The organism is Pseudomonas sp. 6D_7.1_Bac1 (assembly GCF_025465945.1).
Taxonomy (GTDB): Bacteria; Pseudomonadota; Gammaproteobacteria; order Pseudomonadales; family Pseudomonadaceae; genus Aquipseudomonas.
Genome location: NZ_JANLNW010000072.1, coordinates 170356 through 187639, shown reverse-complemented (window position 1 = coordinate 187639; position 17284 = coordinate 170356). Strand labels below are relative to the sequence as shown.

At 61.1% G+C, this 17284-nt stretch carries 15 protein-coding genes; 9 read left to right on the top strand and 6 right to left on the bottom strand.

Annotation, left to right across the window (positions count from 1 at the left end):
• The first annotated feature begins 75 nt into the window (after positions 1-75).
• Positions 76-984, top strand: a complete 909-nt coding sequence (locus NTD87_RS20470; RefSeq protein ID WP_262115999.1) for a LysR family transcriptional regulator — start codon at positions 76-78, stop codon at positions 982-984.
• Between the two features lie 122 nt (positions 985-1106).
• Positions 1107-2120 (top strand): sensor domain-containing diguanylate cyclase, encoded by a 1014-nt coding sequence (locus tag NTD87_RS20465; protein WP_262115998.1) that lies wholly within the window; start codon positions 1107-1109, stop codon positions 2118-2120.
• A 7-nt stretch (positions 2121-2127) separates the two neighbouring features.
• On the opposite strand, the gene msrA is transcribed toward NTD87_RS20465, so the two are convergent.
• Genes msrA through msrB form a run of 3 tightly spaced genes read right to left on the bottom strand, consistent with a single transcriptional unit; the run spans position 2128 to position 5219 of the window.
• On the bottom strand, positions 2128-2835 hold the full coding sequence (gene msrA / locus NTD87_RS20460) for a peptide-methionine (S)-S-oxide reductase MsrA (protein WP_262115997.1): 708 nt from the start codon (positions 2833-2835) through the stop codon (positions 2128-2130).
• A gap of 30 nt (positions 2836-2865) precedes the next feature.
• Positions 2866-4656: a cytochrome c biogenesis protein DipZ gene (locus NTD87_RS20455; protein ID WP_262115996.1), complete on the bottom strand. Its 1791-nt coding sequence runs from the start codon at positions 4654-4656 to the stop codon at positions 2866-2868.
• 44 nt (positions 4657-4700) lie between these two features.
• The gene (gene msrB, locus NTD87_RS20450) at positions 4701-5219 is read right to left on the bottom strand and encodes a peptide-methionine (R)-S-oxide reductase MsrB (RefSeq protein ID WP_262115995.1); all 519 of its coding nucleotides are present in this window, start codon (positions 5217-5219) and stop codon (positions 4701-4703) included.
• 152 nt (positions 5220-5371) lie between these two features.
• Between msrB and NTD87_RS20445 the strand changes: the two genes are divergently transcribed.
• Together NTD87_RS20445 and NTD87_RS20440 are read left to right on the top strand one after the other, a co-directional pair.
• Positions 5372-6088 (top strand): response regulator transcription factor, encoded by a 717-nt coding sequence (locus NTD87_RS20445; protein WP_262115994.1) that lies wholly within the window; start codon positions 5372-5374, stop codon positions 6086-6088.
• Positions 6085-7614 (top strand): sensor histidine kinase, encoded by a 1530-nt coding sequence (locus NTD87_RS20440; RefSeq protein WP_262115993.1) that lies wholly within the window; start codon positions 6085-6087, stop codon positions 7612-7614. The genes NTD87_RS20445 and NTD87_RS20440 overlap by 4 nt, the downstream gene beginning before the upstream one ends.
• A 48-nt stretch (positions 7615-7662) precedes the next feature.
• Here the strand turns inward: NTD87_RS20440 and NTD87_RS20435 are convergent, their stop codons facing one another.
• Positions 7663-8613, bottom strand: coding sequence for a CobW family GTP-binding protein (locus NTD87_RS20435; RefSeq protein WP_262115992.1), 951 nt, complete (start codon positions 8611-8613; stop codon positions 7663-7665).
• Positions 8613-10358 (bottom strand): amidohydrolase, encoded by a 1746-nt coding sequence (locus NTD87_RS20430; RefSeq protein WP_262115991.1) that lies wholly within the window; start codon positions 10356-10358, stop codon positions 8613-8615. The genes NTD87_RS20435 and NTD87_RS20430 overlap by 1 nt, the downstream gene beginning before the upstream one ends.
• Positions 10359-10580: 222 nt before the next feature.
• On the opposite strand from NTD87_RS20430, the gene NTD87_RS20425 reads away from it, so the two are divergent.
• Both NTD87_RS20425 and NTD87_RS20420 read left to right on the top strand, forming a co-directional pair.
• Positions 10581-11486 (top strand): LysR substrate-binding domain-containing protein, encoded by a 906-nt coding sequence (locus NTD87_RS20425; RefSeq protein WP_262115990.1) that lies wholly within the window; start codon positions 10581-10583, stop codon positions 11484-11486.
• An 87-nt stretch (positions 11487-11573) separates the two neighbouring features.
• Complete coding sequence (locus NTD87_RS20420; protein WP_262115989.1) at positions 11574-12086, top strand: hypothetical protein; 513 nt, start codon at positions 11574-11576, stop codon at positions 12084-12086.
• Positions 12087-12153: 67 nt separating this feature from the next.
• Here the strand turns inward: NTD87_RS20420 and NTD87_RS20415 are convergent, their stop codons facing one another.
• Positions 12154-13242 carry a LysR substrate-binding domain-containing protein gene (locus tag NTD87_RS20415; RefSeq protein WP_262115988.1) on the bottom strand — a complete coding sequence of 363 codons (1089 nt, stop codon included), beginning with the start codon at positions 13240-13242 and terminating at the stop codon, positions 12154-12156.
• 32 nt (positions 13243-13274) lie between these two features.
• Here NTD87_RS20415 and NTD87_RS20410 point away from each other — a divergent pair, with 32 nt between their 5' ends.
• From NTD87_RS20410 to NTD87_RS20400, 3 genes are all read left to right on the top strand, one after another.
• A complete protein-coding gene (locus NTD87_RS20410) occupies positions 13275-15197 on the top strand; it encodes an FAD/NAD(P)-binding protein (RefSeq protein ID WP_262115987.1) in 1923 nt (640 codons plus the stop codon).
• 30 nt (positions 15198-15227) lie between these two features.
• Positions 15228-16298: an NAD(P)H-dependent flavin oxidoreductase gene (locus NTD87_RS20405; protein ID WP_262115986.1), complete on the top strand. Its 1071-nt coding sequence runs from the start codon at positions 15228-15230 to the stop codon at positions 16296-16298.
• A gap of 109 nt (positions 16299-16407) precedes the next feature.
• The gene (locus tag NTD87_RS20400) at positions 16408-17112 is read left to right on the top strand and encodes a hypothetical protein (RefSeq protein ID WP_262115985.1); all 705 of its coding nucleotides are present in this window, start codon (positions 16408-16410) and stop codon (positions 17110-17112) included.
• Positions 17113-17284: the final 172 nt, after the last annotated feature.

The following is a 17284-nucleotide window of genomic DNA, read 5'->3' as shown; positions in this document are numbered from 1 at the left end:
TTTTTGCAGTATCGTTAACCACCTGGGCTGGATAAACGCTGTAATACTTCAATCATTTTAAATCTGGACTTGATAATGGACTTACTGCTGGCGATGTCGGTTTACGTGAAAGTGGTCGAGGCTGGCAGCATGACCGCCGCCGCCCTGGAGTGCGAAATGTCGACCACCATGGTCGGCAATCACCTGCGAGCGCTGGAGCAACGCCTGGGCGTCAGCTTGCTTAACCGTACGACGCGGCGTCAGCGTTTGACCGAATTTGGCTCGACCTACTATCAGCGCTGTCTTGAGGTGCTGGGGCTGGTGGCTGACTCCGAGCGGCTGGCCGAACAAACCCAGGGCGAACCCAGCGGTACGCTGCGCATCACCGCACCACTGACCTTCGGCACAGAACGCCTGGCGCCGGCCCTAAGCGAATTCGTGCTGCGCTGCCCGCAGGTCAAGCTGGATGTGGTGTTGACCAATCAACGCCTTGATCTGCTGGACAACGGCTTTGATGCCGCGCTTCGCCTGGGCAACACCGAACCGTCCAACCTGATTGCCCGGCCTTTGGAGGATTACACCCTGACGATGTGTGCCTCGCCAGCGTATCTGGCACGGCGCGGCACACCGCAAAAACCGGAGGAACTGGCCGATCACGACTGCCTAGCCTTCGCCTACCCAGCGGGCGATGAATGGCGCTCGGTAGAAAAACAGTGGCGCCTGAGCGGGCCCGACGGTGAGATAGTCGTTGCGGTGAGCGGTCCGATGCTGATCAATAGCTCATCAGGCCTGCACCAGGCGGCGCGCACCGGAATGGGCGTGGTGATGCTGCCGGATGCACTGGTGGATCAAGATCTTCGGGAAGGGAAACTGGTGGCACTGATGCAGGACTATCAACTGCCCCGCCGACCGATGAATCTGGTCTACGCGCAGGACCGATACCGCCTGCCGAAGCTGCGCAGTTTTGTCGAATTTGCCTTGCAGATGTGGGGCAAACAAAACTGAGCCTTTTTGCTGCGTGAGAGGCTTCTATCCCTTAATCCCCGGCGCTACAGTGTCAACGTGCCATGAGCTGGTCTCTACGACTGGCCGGCCACTTCAAGTTCAGGGCAGCAGGGAGAGCGGTGATGGGTGATACCTCCAGTATTGAACCGTTGAAGGTCAGCCTGACTGATCTGAATGAAGACATGCTGCACACGATTCTGGAGCTGGTCAGCGACGGGATCTGGGACTGGAACGCCAACACCGGGTTCGTCTACCGCAACCGCAGTTGGTACGAAATGCTCGGCTACGAACCTCATGCACTTGAGAACACTGTGCTGACCTGGGAGAACTTGATTCATCCCGACGATTACCTGCGGGTAATGATGCATTTCGATGACCATCTGCATCAGCGCTCGCCCCATTATCTAGCCGAGTACCGTTGCCGCACGCTGGATGGCAGTTACACCTGGATCGAGGATCGCGGTCATGTGATCGAGCGTAACGCCGATGGCTCAGCGGCACGGATGATCGGGGCGAATCGCAGCATTGAAGACAAGAAGCGTCTGCTTGAGCAACTCGAACGGCGCAATCATTCCCTTGAAGCGATGGTCGAGGAACGGACCCGCGAGTTGTCTCTGCTCAATCAGCAGTTACAGGCTCAGCTGGACGAAAACCGCAAACTGGCGGAAAGCGACACCCTGACCGGAATCGCCAACCGCTATCTCCTGGAAAAAGCCCTGCCGCTGGAATGCGAGCGCTCCCAGCGTTTTCGTCAGCCGCTGTCGCTGATCGCCATGGACATTGATGACTTCAAATGCATCAACGATCATTACGGCCATGCCTTGGGCGACGCGGCGTTGGTGCACGTGGTTGAAAGCGTTAAACGCTGCGTGCGCGAAGGCGATTTACTGGCCCGTTGGGGCGGCGATGAATTCATCGTGATTCTGCCCAACAGCGCCCTTGCCACCGCACGCGCCCTCGCCGAAAAAATCCGCCTTGAGTTATCGAGCCTGCCACCGGTGGGCGACTTCCAGGTCACGATGAGCTTTGGCGTGGCGCAGCGCTTTGAGGACGAGCAACAAACCAGCCTGCTGGCCAGGGCGGATCAAGCGTTGTATCGCTCGAAGATCATCGGCAAGAACATGATTTCCGGATAATCCAGAACTACATACCTGCCTTCACCAACACCGGTTTCTCCTGATAGCGCTGCGGGTACAGCTGTTTGAGCTGCGCCACTTTCGGCAGATCGTTGATCACGATGTAGGGATACGTCGGATGCTCCGTCAGGAAGTTCTGATGGTAGGCCTCTGCCGGGTAGAAACCGTTGTAGGTTTCGAGTTTGGTCACGATCGGTTTGTTGAAGGAATGCGCTGCATCCAACTGTGCGATGTAGGCCTGGGCGATTTTTTGTTGCTCGGGGCTTTCTGGAAAGATCGCCGAGCGGTATTGGGTGCCGCTGTCGGGCCCTTGGCGGTTGAGTTCGGTGGGGTTGTGAGCCACCGAGAAGTAGATTTGCAGCAAGGTGCCGTAGCTCACCTGAGCAGGATCGAAGGTGACTTCGACGGACTCTGCGTGGCCAGTGTCGCCGTCGCTGACGCGTTCATATTGCGCGGTGTTGGCAGCGCCGCCGGCGTAACCGGAAACGGCATTCTTGACGCCTTTGACATGCTGAAACACGCCTTGCACGCCCCAGAAGCAGCCACCGGCGAACACCGCCGTTTCGCTGCTGGCCTTGGGCGTTTCGTCGAGGGCTGGCGGCGCGATGGCGATCGCGTCCTCGGCAACGCCGAATGAGAACGCCAGGCATTGACCGGCGACGGCGGCGATGGCCAGACCCAACAGAGTCCGGCGCCAGGTAAATAGGGTTTTCATGAAAGTCACTCCTGGGCAACTGAATGCCCATCAACCAAAGGTAAACGCATACGCCGACACGCCCGGGTCGAGGAACTCGATACTGAATGTGCGATCTGCCACGTCGCCGGGTTGGCGCAGCAACTGGTAGAGGCGTTGTTCGGTCACACGGCCGCTGCCATCCGGTGCGACGTCGGTGCCGTGGGCTTCACCTGGGGCTTTGCCATCGATCATGACTTTGAAGCGAACCGGTTTACCGTCGGCGCCGGGGCCCAACACCAGGTGCAGGTCGCGGGCATGAAAGCGATAGACGATGCGACTGGCCGGGGCGACCGATATGGCGCGCTCAGAGCCGACGTTCCATTGACCGTCCAGCGCCCAGTCATTCAGCGACAAGGTAGCGGGCGCGCTGTACGCAGTGACCTTGTCGGGGGCCAGACTCGCTTCAGGTACGAAATGCTCCGAACGCTGGTAGCCGACGTAGGTTTCCGGCGAACGGACTTCGTTCATGTCCGGCGCCAATTGCACACCTTGGGCGCTGGCATTGATCAGGCCATCGGCAACTTTCGCTGTGCCAGCTTCACGCAGCAATTGCTGGATCACCCGTTCCGACTCTGCGTATTCGCCTTCACCAAAATGGTGGTAACGGATACGTCCCTGAGCGTCGGCAAAGTAGTGGGCCGGCCAGTATTCGTTGTTGAAAGCACGCCAGATCTTGTAGTCGTTATCGATGGCCACCGGATACGTAATGCCCAGGTCCTTCATGGCCTTGGTCACATTGCCCACATCCCGTTCGAAGGCAAACTCCGGCGCATGCACGCCGATCACCACCAGGCCCTGATCGCGGTACTTCTCGGCCCAGGCTTTGACATACGGCAGGGTGCGCAGGCAGTTGATGCAGGAGTAGGTCCAGAAATCCACCAGTACCACTTTTCCCTTCAAGCCTTGAGCAGTGAGCGGCGGCGAATTGAGCCACTGCACGGCGCCGTCCAGCGACGGCAGGTTGCCTTCGACGGGCAGCGTCGCGGGACCGTTGGCGGCCATCTTCATCGCACCACCGGCGGCCATCATGCTCGAGCCTGGTTGATCGTTTGTGGACAGCGGAATCTGCTCCCCGGACTTACCCGCCAGTCGACCGACCAGCGCCTGTTCAAGCCCACCCGTCGAGGCCGTCGACACCCGCGCCAGAATCCCGGTGTCCAGGCCCAGGGCAATAGCCGCCACACCCGCCAGCATCGCCGCCCCCAGACCACGGCGCAGCCATTCACCGGCGCCGATCGAGCGTTTCATCGCCGCAAAGACTTTACCGCCCAGCAGCAAGGCGACAGCGAGGGAAGTGGCGGCGCCCAGCGCGTAGGCCAGTAGCAACAAGGTGGTGCCGATGCTTGCCCCTTGCAGTGCTGCGCCGGTCAGCAGCAACCCGAGGATCGGCCCGGCGCACGGTGCCCAGAGCAGGCCCGTGGCGACGCCGATCAGCAATGAAGCGCCCGGACGCGGCCGGGCATCGGCGCCCGCCACTTCCGACAGCCGGCTGCCAGCCGCCACCAGTGGACGCGTCAGCCGTTCGGCGAGTTGTGGCAGCAACAGCGTCAGCCCGAACAGTGCAACGAACAGCAACGCGAGCCAGCGACCGTACTGATTGAGTTGCACCACCCAACCGCCGCCCACCGCCGCCAACGAGGCGACGAGCGCGAAGGTCAGCGCCATCCCCGCCAGCAGCGGCAAGCCACTCTTGATAAACGGCTGCCCGGTGCGAGCGAAGACAAAGGGCAGTACCGGCAGAATGCACGGACTGACAATCGTCAGCACACCACCGAGATAAGCGAGGACCAGAAGCCACATAACGAGGACCTGTATGAAGTGAAGGAAAGAACCTGCCCATGGTGTCAGGCCGATTGCGGCTCAAAAGTCATCGCCAGACCGTTCATGCAGTAGCGTAGACCGGTCGGTTTTGGCCCGTCGTTGAACACATGGCCCAAATGCCCGCCGCAGCGTCGACAATGAACTTCCTCGCGCAGCACACCAAACGAGTGGTCTTCGCGAGTCGCGACCGCATGTTCCAAAGGTGCCCAGAAACTCGGCCAACCGGTATGGCTGTCGAATTTGGTGCTCGATGAAAACAGCGCCAGATCGCAGCCCGCACAGGCGAAAGTACCGTCGCGGTGTTCGTTGTTCAGTGCGCTGGAGTAGGGACGTTCGGTGCCCTCGTTACGCAGGATGTCGTACTGCTCGGCGCTGAGCTTCGCGTGCCATTCGGCGTCGCTGTGGGTGACCTCGAAGGTCTCGGCGGCGCTCGCCTCGCTGACCAGCGCCGAGCGCCCAGTCATTTTTGGCAATACACCGGCCGCCAGCGCTGCAAGGCCCAGCCCGCCGCCCGCCAGAAGAATCTGTCGCCGTGAAAACATGGCCCTCTCCCTAAATTCGCCGTGGTTTACATGGAACACAGCCTAGGCTTGAGGTGATCGCCAAATCCTCACGTGGAGTTAAACAATTCGTGATAACTCGCGATGGGGAAAACCCGCACAATGCATTCACTGCGCAACAGGATTTAGCCCAAATGGATCAACCCAAACGTGTCCTGGTGGTCGAGGACGATAAACACATCGCCGACCTGATCTGCCTGCACCTGCGCGACGAGCAGTTCGAGGTCGTGCACAGCGCCGATGGCAACGAAGGCTTGCGCCTGCTCGAACAAGGCAGCTGGGATGCGCTGATCCTCGACCTGATGCTGCCCGGTGTCGACGGTCTGGAGATCTGCCGCCGCGCCCGCGCCATGGCCCGTTACACGCCCATCATCATCACCAGCGCCCGGTCGAGCGAAATGCACCGCATCCTCGGCCTGGAACTGGGGGCCGACGATTACCTGGCCAAGCCGTTTTCGATGCTTGAGCTGGTGGCACGGGTCAAAGCCCTGCTGCGGCGGGTCGACGCCATGGCCCGCAACCTGAAAATGGACGCCGGCAGCCTCACCAGCGACGGGCTGTTCATCGACCCGATCACCCGTGAAGTGTCACTCGACGGCAAGCGCCTGGACCTCACGCCACGGGAGTTCGACCTGCTGTACTTCTTCGTCCGGCAGCCGGGCAAAGTCTTCTCGCGCATGGACCTGCTGAACGCCGTCTGGGGTTACAGCCACGAAGGCTACGAGCACACAGTCAACACTCACATCAATCGTCTGCGGGCCAAGATCGAAACCGACCCGGCGCAACCGGTGCGTATTCTCACGGTGTGGGGCCGTGGCTATAAATTCGCCACGGCGCAGGAGCAGCCATGAGACTGACACTCACCCAGCGCCTGTCGGCGGTGTTCGCCCTGTTGCTGTTGGTGTGCAGCGGCACCTCGGTGTGGATGCAGGTGCGCTCCAACCACATGCATGAGCTGGAAGTGGTGCAAGGCCTGTCCCGGGACCTGGCGCAGCACATCGCCCACGACACCCAGCTGATGGACGCCAACGGCCTGAAACCCGACGCACTGCGCGAGTTGTTCAGCCAGTTGATGCTGGTCAATCCGAGTGTCGAGGTCTATCTGCTCGACACCAACGGCCGGGTCGTCGGCAATGCTGCGCCCGAAGGCCACCTGCGTCGCGAGCAGGTCGATCTGGCACCCGTGCGGCGCTTGCTCAACGGTGAGGCGCTGCCGATTCTCGGCGACGACCCGCGCAGCGTCGACGGGCGCAAGGTGTTCAGCGCCGCGCCACTTAAAGTCAACGGTCAGCAAACTGGCTATCTCTACGTAGTGCTGCTCAGCGAAGAACATGACCGCATCGCCGAGCGCGGGGCCACCAGCGAGGCGCTGAACACCGCGCTGTGGTCGATCGGGATGGTGGCGTTGCTGTGCCTGATCGCCGGTCTCACGGCGTTTACCCTGATCACCCGCCCGCTGCGCCGCTTGACCGACACGGTTGCGCATTTCGACATCGACGGCGCTCCGGTCGCCCCGCCTTCGCCGGTGCCGTCAGGCACAGCGGATAACCTCGCCACTCATGACGAAATCGCCGTGCTCGATGCCGCCTTCCGGCAGATGCAAAAGCGCCTGGGCGAACAATGGAGCTCCCTGACCCGCCAGGATCAGGAACGCCGTGAGCTGGTCGCCAATATCTCCCACGATCTGCGCACACCGCTGGCGTCGCTGCACGGCTACCTCGAAACCTTGTCACTGAAAGACGCCAGCCTGACCCCGGCCGAGCGCCGCCGCTACCTGGGCATCGCCCTCGACCAGAGCCGCAAGGTCGGCGGCCTGGCGCAGTCGTTGCTGGAACTGGTGCGCCTGGAACACGGCTTCGTCCAACCGGTGCTGGAGCGCTTTTCACTGACCGATCTGGTGCAGGACATCTTTCAAAAGTTCGAGCTGACCGCCGAAGCCCGGCAAGTGCAGCTCAAGGCAAGCTTCGCACCGAATGTCTCGGCAGTCTGTGCCGACCTAGGGCTGATCGAACGTGTGCTGACCAACCTGTTCGACAACGCCTTGCGCCACACACCCGATGGCGGGGAGATTGATATCAGCCTCGTCCCCCAAGGCAAATTCGTCGAAATCACCGTCAGCGACAGCGGCCCCGGCATCGCCGCCGAATTGCGCGAAGGCTTGTTTTTGCGCCCGTTCAACATTGGCGGTGCACGCCGTGACGGCGGATTGGGATTGCGCATCGTGCACCGGATTCTGCAACTGCATGGCCGCGAAATTCGCTTGCTGGATGTACCGGACCAAGGTGCGACCTTCCGCTTTTCGCTGCCGGTGGATGAGGAAACGGCGAACGCGTTGGCAGTTCGCTCGATGAACCTGAACTCGCCGGGGTCGCGATGACTGACGCTCGGTAGGCGCGCCAACGCAGCGCTGACTGCTCTGTCTCGCTCAGGTCCGCGACGCCTCTGCCACCTGACACTGCTCCAACCCTTGCCCTAACGCGTCCCAACCCTCGAAACCGCGGCGGGCGATAAACACCAGCCGCGTGCCGGTGGCCCGTGCGTCCTCCGTGGCGGGCGAAAACTGACTGCGCGTGCCGACATGTTGCAGCCAATGCAACTGGGTGCCCGGCTCTAGCACGACCAATCCCTTGACCCGGAACACCTCGGTGGGCAGCGCCTGCAACCAGCCGCGTAGACGCTCGATGTTCAAAGCCGTCGTGCTCTGCCACAGCCAACTGCTGAACATTTCACTGTGGTCGTCGGTCGACACCCGTGTCAGCGGCTTGAGCGCCCGAGGCTCAAGGTCCAGGTCCGAATCCAGCCAAAGCGCATCAGGCAGATCCGCCTGCACGCTGACGTGAATCCGGGTTCTGGCACCCAGCGTATCGCGCAGTGCCTGCAACTGCTGGTCGCTCACCAGATCGGTTTTGTTCAACAGCAGCAAGTCGGCCGCAGCCACTTGCGCTCGGGCCAGTCGGGCGTACTCGCCATCGAGTTGCAGATGACGTGTCGCGTCGACAACGGTGATCACCATGTCTAGTTGCATCTGACTGCGCAGTTGCGGGTAAGCCAGGGTTTGCACAATACGTTGCGGATCCGACACCCCGCTGCATTCAATGACGATGCGCTCAAGCCGAGGCTGCATCTGCGTAAGGCTGGTCAGTTGCGCCAGCAGGTCTTCTTGCACGGTGCAGCAGATGCAACCGTTCTGCAGGCTGTACACCGCATCGGTGACTTCGGAGACGATCGCCGCATCGATGTTCAGCTCACCGAAATCATTGACGATCACCGCCAACCGGCTGCCTTCGGCACGGCGCACCATGCGGTTGAGCAAGGTGGTTTTGCCGGCACCGAGAAACCCCGAAACGACGGTCACCGCGATCCGTTGTGCGTCCATTACGCCTTGCCCTCCAGCATCGGCGGTTCGCCCTGCCAGACCGCCTTCAACCCCGATGACGCCAGCGTTGAATGGCGGTCATAGACCAACTGGCCTTCGACAAAAGTCAGCAACACATTGGTGCGGTGGAGGTAGTTGCGCGCCGGCTCGGCGAACAAGTCCCGGTCGATGACAATCAAGTCGGCCGACTTGCCGACTTCGAGGCTGCCAGTGCTCTGTTCCAGGCCCATCGCGACGGCGCCATTGAGCGTGATCACATTCAATGCCTGCTCCAGGCTGATCGGCTCGCCGAAGCAAGTCGGGTCGTCGTTCCACGGGTTCTGGCGGGTGACCATGGTTTCCAGCGCCAGCCACGGGTCGATGGACGCCACCGGCCAGTCGGTGCCCATCACCGCGGTGCCGCCCGCTTCCAGCACACCCTTGAAGTCGTAGATGCGTTTGAGCCGCTCCTGACCGTAACCCGAGCGTGCACCGCTGGCGAACGGCGTCGGGTACCAGGCGGCCGGCGAGAATTCGGCGATGACCTGCAATTGCTTGAAGCGCGGCAGATTACCCGGATGCAGCAAGGTGCTGTGCGCGCACTGATGGCGCACACCGCTGAAACCGTTGCGACGACGGGCTTCGGCCACGGCATCGAGAAACACATCGGACGCGCCGTCACCGGTGCAATGAGCGATCACCCGGATGCCTCGGCTGTCCATGTCCACCACCATGTCGGTGATGTGCTCGGGGGTCAGGTTGAGCTTGCCGCGCCAGTTCGATTCTTGCGGCCACGGCGTCAGCAGGTACGACGAGCGTGGCTCGACGGTGCCGTCGAAATGGAACTTCACCGCGTTGGCGCTCAACCGGGCGCTGCGGTAATAGTGCCGCTCGCCGCTGAGCAGTTCCCAACGCCGGCGCACCGGGAAGATATCGTCCTGCCAACTGATGGCCGCTTCGATGCGCACCGTCAGTTCACCGCTGTCATCCAGCTCTTTCAAGGCCTGCAACCGTTGTTCGCAGACGTGCACGTACTTGCTCGCCGTCACCCCACGCGAGCTCTGGAAATGCACGCCGTCACGATACGCACGACGCAACACGCTGACCGGGGTCGGTGGCATCGCCGCATGAATCATCGCGTAGGCGCCGTCGATCATCAGGCCGGTGGGCTCGCCGGTCAGTTCGTCACGCTCCAGGTAGCCGTTGCGCGGGTCAGCAGTGTGGCGGTCGATGCCGGCCAGTTCCAGGGCCTTGGAGTTGACCATCATGGTGCCCCACATCCGGTCGAGCAGCGCCACCGGGCGGTCCGGCATGATGCTGTCGAGCCACGCCCGGCCCGGTGTCAACCCGGCTTCGCGGAAGGTGTAACGCACCCAGTACTGCCCGTAAATCCAGCCATCGCCCGGATGGGCGTCGGCGTAGGCGAGGATTTTCTCGCGCAACTGTTCCGGGGTCGGGTCTTCGATGCCGACATCCAGGTCGTCACTGTAGCGCGGCGCCAGCGCCAGGTCGGGATGAGTGTGCATGTCATGCAGACCCGGCATGCAGAATGCCCCCGCCAGATCATGGAAAATCGTGTTCGGCCCCTTGAATCCCGCAAGCTCGCTCAGGCTGGCGACACCGATCAACTTGCCGTCGCGAATCGCCACAGCCTCGGCCCACGGGCTCAAAGGATCCTGGGTGTAAATACGACCGTTACCGAGGATCAGATCGGCGTATGTCCCTTGCGCGGAATGGGTCGAGGTAAAGTTGTCGGACCCAGCCATGTAAGCCACCTTTGAGTTCAGAGCGATAGGAAGGTCCGCCACGCGTTTTGCGCTTCGGGGGCCCTGACGAATGGGGCTAGTATTGTTGAACCAACTAACACAACAATCGATTTTTTTTGGCTTAATCGTTCAATTTAATTCACCATAAGTTGCAAACGGCCCGAGCCACAGGTTTTCACAACCCCGTCGTAACCCCTCCTACAACCTGATGCTGGACTCTTTATGCGTTTTCCTTCAATGACTGCCCTTCGCGCTCTGGACGCAGTCGCACGCCTGGGCAGCGTGTCGGTCGCCGCCCGTGAACTGAACCTGACCCGCAGCGCCATCAGCCACCAGATCAGCAAGCTTGAGGAGTGCGTCGGCTTCGCCCTCACCGAGCGCATCGGTCGAGGGATCGGCCTGACCTACCAGGGCGAACGCTATGCCCGTGAGGTGCACGGAATTCTGTTGAACTTGCTCGACGCCGGTCAGTTGATCGACGACCAGCCAGTGTCCGGACGGCTGTGCGTCAGTTGCGCGCCGGGGTTCGCCACGTATTGGTTGTGCCACCACATCGGCGCGTTCTTGCGTCAGTACCCACAGGTGCAGTTGCAGCTGATTTCCCCCCGGACACCAGACGACACCCACAACCCCAATGCCGATTTGTTCATCGCGTACGGGATTGGCGACTGGCCGGAAATGCTCGTTGAAGAGATCGTTGCGCTAAGGTTTTTCCCGGTGTGCAGCCCGCGCCTGATCAACTCGCTCAGCGGCCTGAAAAGCCCGCAGGAGCTCAGCGGCTACCCGTTGCTGCACATGACCGATTACTCGGATTGGCGAGTCTGGCTGACCGCAGCCGGCGCCTCGGGCGTCAACGCCGTCAGCGGCATCCTGTTTTCCGATGCGCACTGCGCGCAGTCCGCGTGCATCGCCGGCCAGGGCATCGCCATCGGCGACAACCTGATCAGCGGCGATGCCTTGTCCAAGGGTCTGCTGGTGCGCCCGTTCGACATCACCATCGATCTGCACCGTGGCTACTACCTGGTGGCCGACCCGCAGAAACCCGAGCGGCCGGTGGTTCAAGCGTTCAGCAACTGGGTCAAAACCCAGCTCCAGTCCTCCCGTCAGACCTGGCAGGACACGCTCTGAAAACGCTTGTCCGAGGCCAGCAGTGACAGTGCCTCAAGCCTGTGGCAGCATCCGGTCAGGTTTTCCAAGGCAAGGACGCTGACCAACATGCTCGATATTCTGCAAGGCACGCCGCTATGGGTCTACGGGGTTTTCCTGTTGATCTGTTATTACGGGTTCAGGGCCAGAACGCCCAGCCGGGAAAGCAAACTCTCCCTGCTCATTACACCGGGCCTCCTGACGCTCTGGTCATTCTTTTCGCTGAACTACCACGAACACGCCGAGTTGGCGCTGGGCAGCTGGGTGGCCGGCATCGCGCTGGGCAGCCTGGCGGCGATTGCACTGTTCTCGCGCCGAGGGCTGACACTGGACAGCGGCGGCAAAGGGCTGATCGTTCCCGGCACCTGGAAAATCCTCTGCATCTCGCTGCTGTTCTTCGCGGTGAAATACTTCATCGGCTATCAGGCCGCTGTTCACCCGGAACGTTCGGCCAGCGTGCAGATGCTGACGCTCACAGGCACCGCCTCGGGGTTTACGGTCGGGCTCTTCTGCGGCAGGGCAATCACGCTGTACCGCGAATGGATGGCGCTGTTGGCACTCAAAAACGCTTCTGCCGCTTAAAGAAAAGCCCGCACTTCATACCGAAGGCGGGCTCTTTTTCAGCATCGTGACTCGTCCTGAATAAGGTTTACACCTTCTGGCTTCTTATCACTTCGTGCGATGGCGGTGCATCGGTGATCACCAGCGCATCGCACACCGTTTCAGAAAACGAGGCCATGGCCGGCGTCCAGGTGTTCTGCGGTGCGGCCGCAAAATAGGTGTCGACAATCGCATAGCGCTCCGGCAGATCGAGGCTGTAGATGTTGAAGCGCGACCTTTGAGCCTCGACCGCGGACTTCGGCAGTACGGCATACCCCATGCCCGCCGCGACGCAGCCGAGCATGGCGTCCAGCGTGCCGAAATCAATGATGCGCACGGCCGAAACCCCGCAAGAGGCCAGCAGCAATTCAATGCTGTGGCGATAGCTGCAGCCTTGGCGGAAGGCCAGGAAGGTGGCTGTCAGCAAGGTTTCCTTGGGCGGCATTTTCTCCAGCGGCCGGGAGGAAATCAGCACCAGCTCCTCGGTGAAGGCTTTGTACATGTGGTAGCGCCGGTGGTCGACTTTGCCGGCCACAAATACGCAATCGAAGCGCCCTTCCACCAATCCCCTGACCAGGTCTGCCGTCGGCCCGGTGGTGAGCTTGATATCAACTTCCGGATGATTGCCGTGAAAGCTCGCCAGGATCCCCGGCAAGCGAAACGCCGTGGTGGTCTCCATCGCGCCGATGCGCAACTCGCCACTTAGGGACTGGTTACCTCGGAAAAAGGCCACAGCCTCGTCGTGATTTCGCTGAATTCTGTCAGCGTATTCGCTGAGTGCGTGACCAGCGGAGGTGAGACGCACCCGGCCATTGCGGTCGATCAGTTGAGCACCCAATTCGGTTTCGAGTTTCTTGATATGTGCAGTGACGTTGGATTGCACGGTGTGCAGGCGTTCAGCGGCGGCCACGAAGCTGCCCGTCTCAGCCACAGCCAAAAAAATCCGAAGTGATTTGAGCTGCATGGAACTGCCATCCCTGGACGCTGACATCTCGAAAAGTGATGCGCAGTATCTCGGATAATCGTTGGCAAAGCTAATTTTGCGCTGCGTATCCTGCCCCGGATTTAAACGCATATGAGGTGATGTTGAGCAGAACACGACCTGAAACAGGGAGATGTCCTGCACAACGTCGAGCAAACGCCTCTCTAAGAACAAGGGAGTTGGGGCAGATGCAACAGGCTACGCTAGCGATCGCGATTATCGGCATGGGGCCACGGGGCCTGAACGTGCTCGAACGAATCACCGCCTACGCTTGCGATCAGAAAACCGACAAGAAAATAGCAGTGCATCTCATCGACCCCGGTGTACCGGGCGAAGGCATCCACCACTCCTCGCAACCCGACTACCTGCAACTCAACACCGTAGCGTCCCAGATCACCCTGTTCATGGACCCGACCGTGGCCGATGCCGGGCCGTTGATCGAGGGGCCAAGCCTGTACGCGTGGGCTGTTGGCAACTGGAAACACCCGTTACCGCTGGGTCCCGACACGTACCTGCCCCGCAGCGCCTTTGGCGAGTACCTGAACTGGGTCTTCAAGTTCCTGCTCACCCGACTGGAACAGCACTGCGACGTGCACCTGCATACGTGCACGGCCACCGATATCGAGCAGACTGCAACCCAATCGTTTGTCATCCAGACGGCGCACGGCAAAACGATCAACGCCGACTACCTGTTCCTGACCACGGGCCACTCGGAAAATCATCCGGACGCGCTGGACATCGACCGTCGTGCCTTTGTCGCGACCCACCGTTTCAACAACGCCAACCTGCGCTACATCGTCACCGGGCCACTGCCGATTCATAAGCAACTCGATGAGATTGCCCCTGACGCCTCGGTGGCAATCGAAGGCATGGGCCTGACCGCCATCGATGCGATTACCGCACTGACCGTCGGTCGTGGCGGCCGCTTCGAGCGTGACGAAACGACCGGCGTGCTGAACTATCAGCCGTCCGGCGCAGAGCCGTCACTGGCGCTGTTCTCGCGCAGCGGGATTCCGTTCGCCGCCCGCGCGGTGAACCAGAAAGGTGTCTCGGGCCAATACCAGGCACGCTTCCTGACGCTGGAGCGAATCAATCAATGGAAGCAGACCCACAAGCCCGGCGAACTTGATTTCCACGGCCATATCTTCCCGCTGATTCTGCGCGACATGGCCCACGCCTATTACTTGTCCCATGCCACCCGGTTGCATGGCAGCTCCTTCGCCGAGTTGCTCGACGCCACACTGGTTCATCTCGAAACGCCGGCCGCCGAAAACGTACTGCGCCAATGCTGCCCACAAATTCCGCCGTTTTCCTGGGACAAGATGGCCAACCCCATCAGCCGCAATGCCCTGGCCAGCAAGGAACACTTCCATCAGTGGCTGACCGACTACCTGGAGCAAGACTTGGCCGAGGCCCGTAATGGCAATTGCGAAAGTCCGATCAAGGCCGCCTGCGATGTGCTGCGCGACCTGCGCGACAACCTGCGCCGAGTGGTCGATTTCGGCGCGCTGTCGGCCTCGTCGCACAAGCGCTTCATGAACGAATTCATTCCGGTAATGAATCGGCTGGCCGTTGGTCCGCCCCTGCAACGCACCGAAGAAATGCTCGCGCTGATACGTGCAGGTAACCTGATGGCCAGCTTCGGCCCAGGGGCCCGTGCGTCTATGGACGGCGCGTCGTATTCATTCACGATCAACAGCACGAGCCTGCCCGAGCGAGAATTCCGCGCCGATGTGCTGATTCGCGCTCGGGTGCCGCAGTCGTCACCCAACCAGGACAAATCACCGCTGCTCTACCGCTTGCTCGAAAGAGGCCTGGTTCGCCCGTTCACCAATCAAGGCATGGAGGTCAGCGGCATTGATGTCGATGAAGGCCTGCACATCGTCCCGCTGAGCGGCAAACCGCTGAGCAATGCCTGGGCGCTGGGGACTGTCTGCGAAGGCGCCAAGTTCTACACCTACATCGTCCCGCGACCGTTCGTGAATTCCACCGCCCTGGTGGATGCCGGACGCAGCGTGGGCGAGTTGTTCCGCCAGATCAATGCGCCGCACATGGCAAAAAGGCCGGCCGCCTGCGTCGTTGAGGCTTCGAGATCGCTCGCCCACCTTTAACCTTTGAAGCACAACCCGGGAGTCATTGATATGGATCTGCGCCCCAACCCGAAAAACCTGACGCTGACGCAACGGCTCGGCATCCAGTATCCAATCATCCAGGCGCCAATGGTCGGCGTGTCCACGCCGGCACTCGCGGCGGCCGTGTCGAATGCCGGTGCCTTGGGCTCGATCGGGATCGGAGCCAGCAACGTCAATCAGGCCAAGGCGATGATTGCCGAGACCCGGGCGCTGACCGCCAGGCCATTCAACGTCAACCTGTTCTGTCACCGCACACCCGAACCGGATCAGCCCCTGCAGTCCGACTGGCTGAAGCACCTGCATCCGCTGTTTGCCGAGTTCGACGCCACGCCGCCCACCACGCTGAATGAGATCTACACCAGCTTCCTCGATGACCCGGACATGCTCGAACTGCTGCTGGTCGAACGTCCGGCCGTGGTCAGCTTTCACTTCGGCCTGCCGCCAGCGTCCTGGATCGACGCGCTGAAAAGGGCCGGCATCGTGCTGTTGGCCACCGCGACGGATCCACACGAAGCCGAGCTGATCGAGCGAGCCGGCCTCGACGGGATCATCGCCCAAGGCGTCGAAGCCGGCGGCCATCGCGGTGTGTTCAACCCGCAACATGACGCCCTGACCGGGACCCTGGCACTGGTCAGAACCCTCAGCCAGCAGCGTTCGATCCCGGTCATCGCCGCGGGCGGGATCATGGACGGTCAGTCGATCAGCGCCATGCTCAAACTCGGCGCACAAGGTGCCCAGCTGGGTACCGCGTTTATCCTCTGCCCCGAATCCGCCGCCAACCCGCGCTATCGAGCCGACCTGAAGAGCCCGAAGGCCGCCCATACGCGCATCACCAGCGCGATTTCCGGGCGACCGGCGCGGGGCATGGTCAATCGCCTGATCACCGACCTCGACGCCGCCGGCGCACCACAATGCCCGGCGTACCCCCTGACCTACGACGCCGCCAAGGCCCTGCACGCCGCCGCCAGCGCCAAGGGTTGCAACGAGTTCGCAGTGCAGTGGGCCGGCCAGGGCGCCGCGCTGGCGCGGGAAATGAGCGCGAAGGCCATGGTTGAAGTGCTGGTCGCCGAGATGAACTGATCGTCCGTTGGTCCGTGACAACATCGCTGCGGTCCAATAGATTAGGCGACCCGAAAACGCCGACGCTGTTCTCGTCTCAAATTCTGTTTAAAGAAGTAGTGAAATTTCAATGCCAGATTCCAACACCGCTGAATCCGTAATCACCTTGTCGTCCAAAGCGGAATACGAAAACTCCATCAATCTTTCACAACACGTGCCGCAGGCCAAAACCATCAGCGAGATGGTCCTGGACGCCTTCCACACCTCGAAAGAAAGCGACCAGATTCGCGAACTGCGCGCGGCCATCCGCCTGGCTCACGACCGCTTCGACGACGACACAGCCTACGAACTGATGGGCGAGCTCAAACAACTCAAAGACGCCGAGGCCGCCGACATCGCCGCCCTGGAAGACCTGAGCAGCAAGTTCCCGATCAGCCGGATTCTGTCGAGCTTCAAGGATGACCCAAGTTTTCAGGAGCTGGTCTATGGCCTGGCGCTGAAAGTGCTGAACCAGACCCATCAGGCCATCAGCAACCCGAGCAGCGGCAAGAGCAAGACAGCCCGCGCCAAGAAAGACATCGAAGTGTTCAACATCAGCAAGGACGGCGTCAGCGTCAGCCTGCCACTGCGCAACCCACGGGTTAAACCGAGCGCCGACCGCGAAGCCTTCGAATTCCTCGGCTTCACCTTTGTCGGTGAAGGCGATGAAGCTGAGCTGGAAAACGAGACCTTCATCGACAACGCTGGTGCCGAACAACCGGCTACACGCAAGGCTATCGTTACCGCACTTCAGCAGCAGACCGCTTTCGACGGTTACAGCATCGCTGTGCAGTAAGCACCAACGACGCCCGGCTCTTGTGGGAGCTGCCGCAGGCTGCGATCTTTTGACCGTAAGCGACCCATGAACACCACGTACCGTTAGATGGGCTTTACGTTTACCGTGGCATCTCTGGCGAGCAGTTCCACGTGTTGACGGCTGTTGAAAATCGCATTTTTATGGCAGCCGT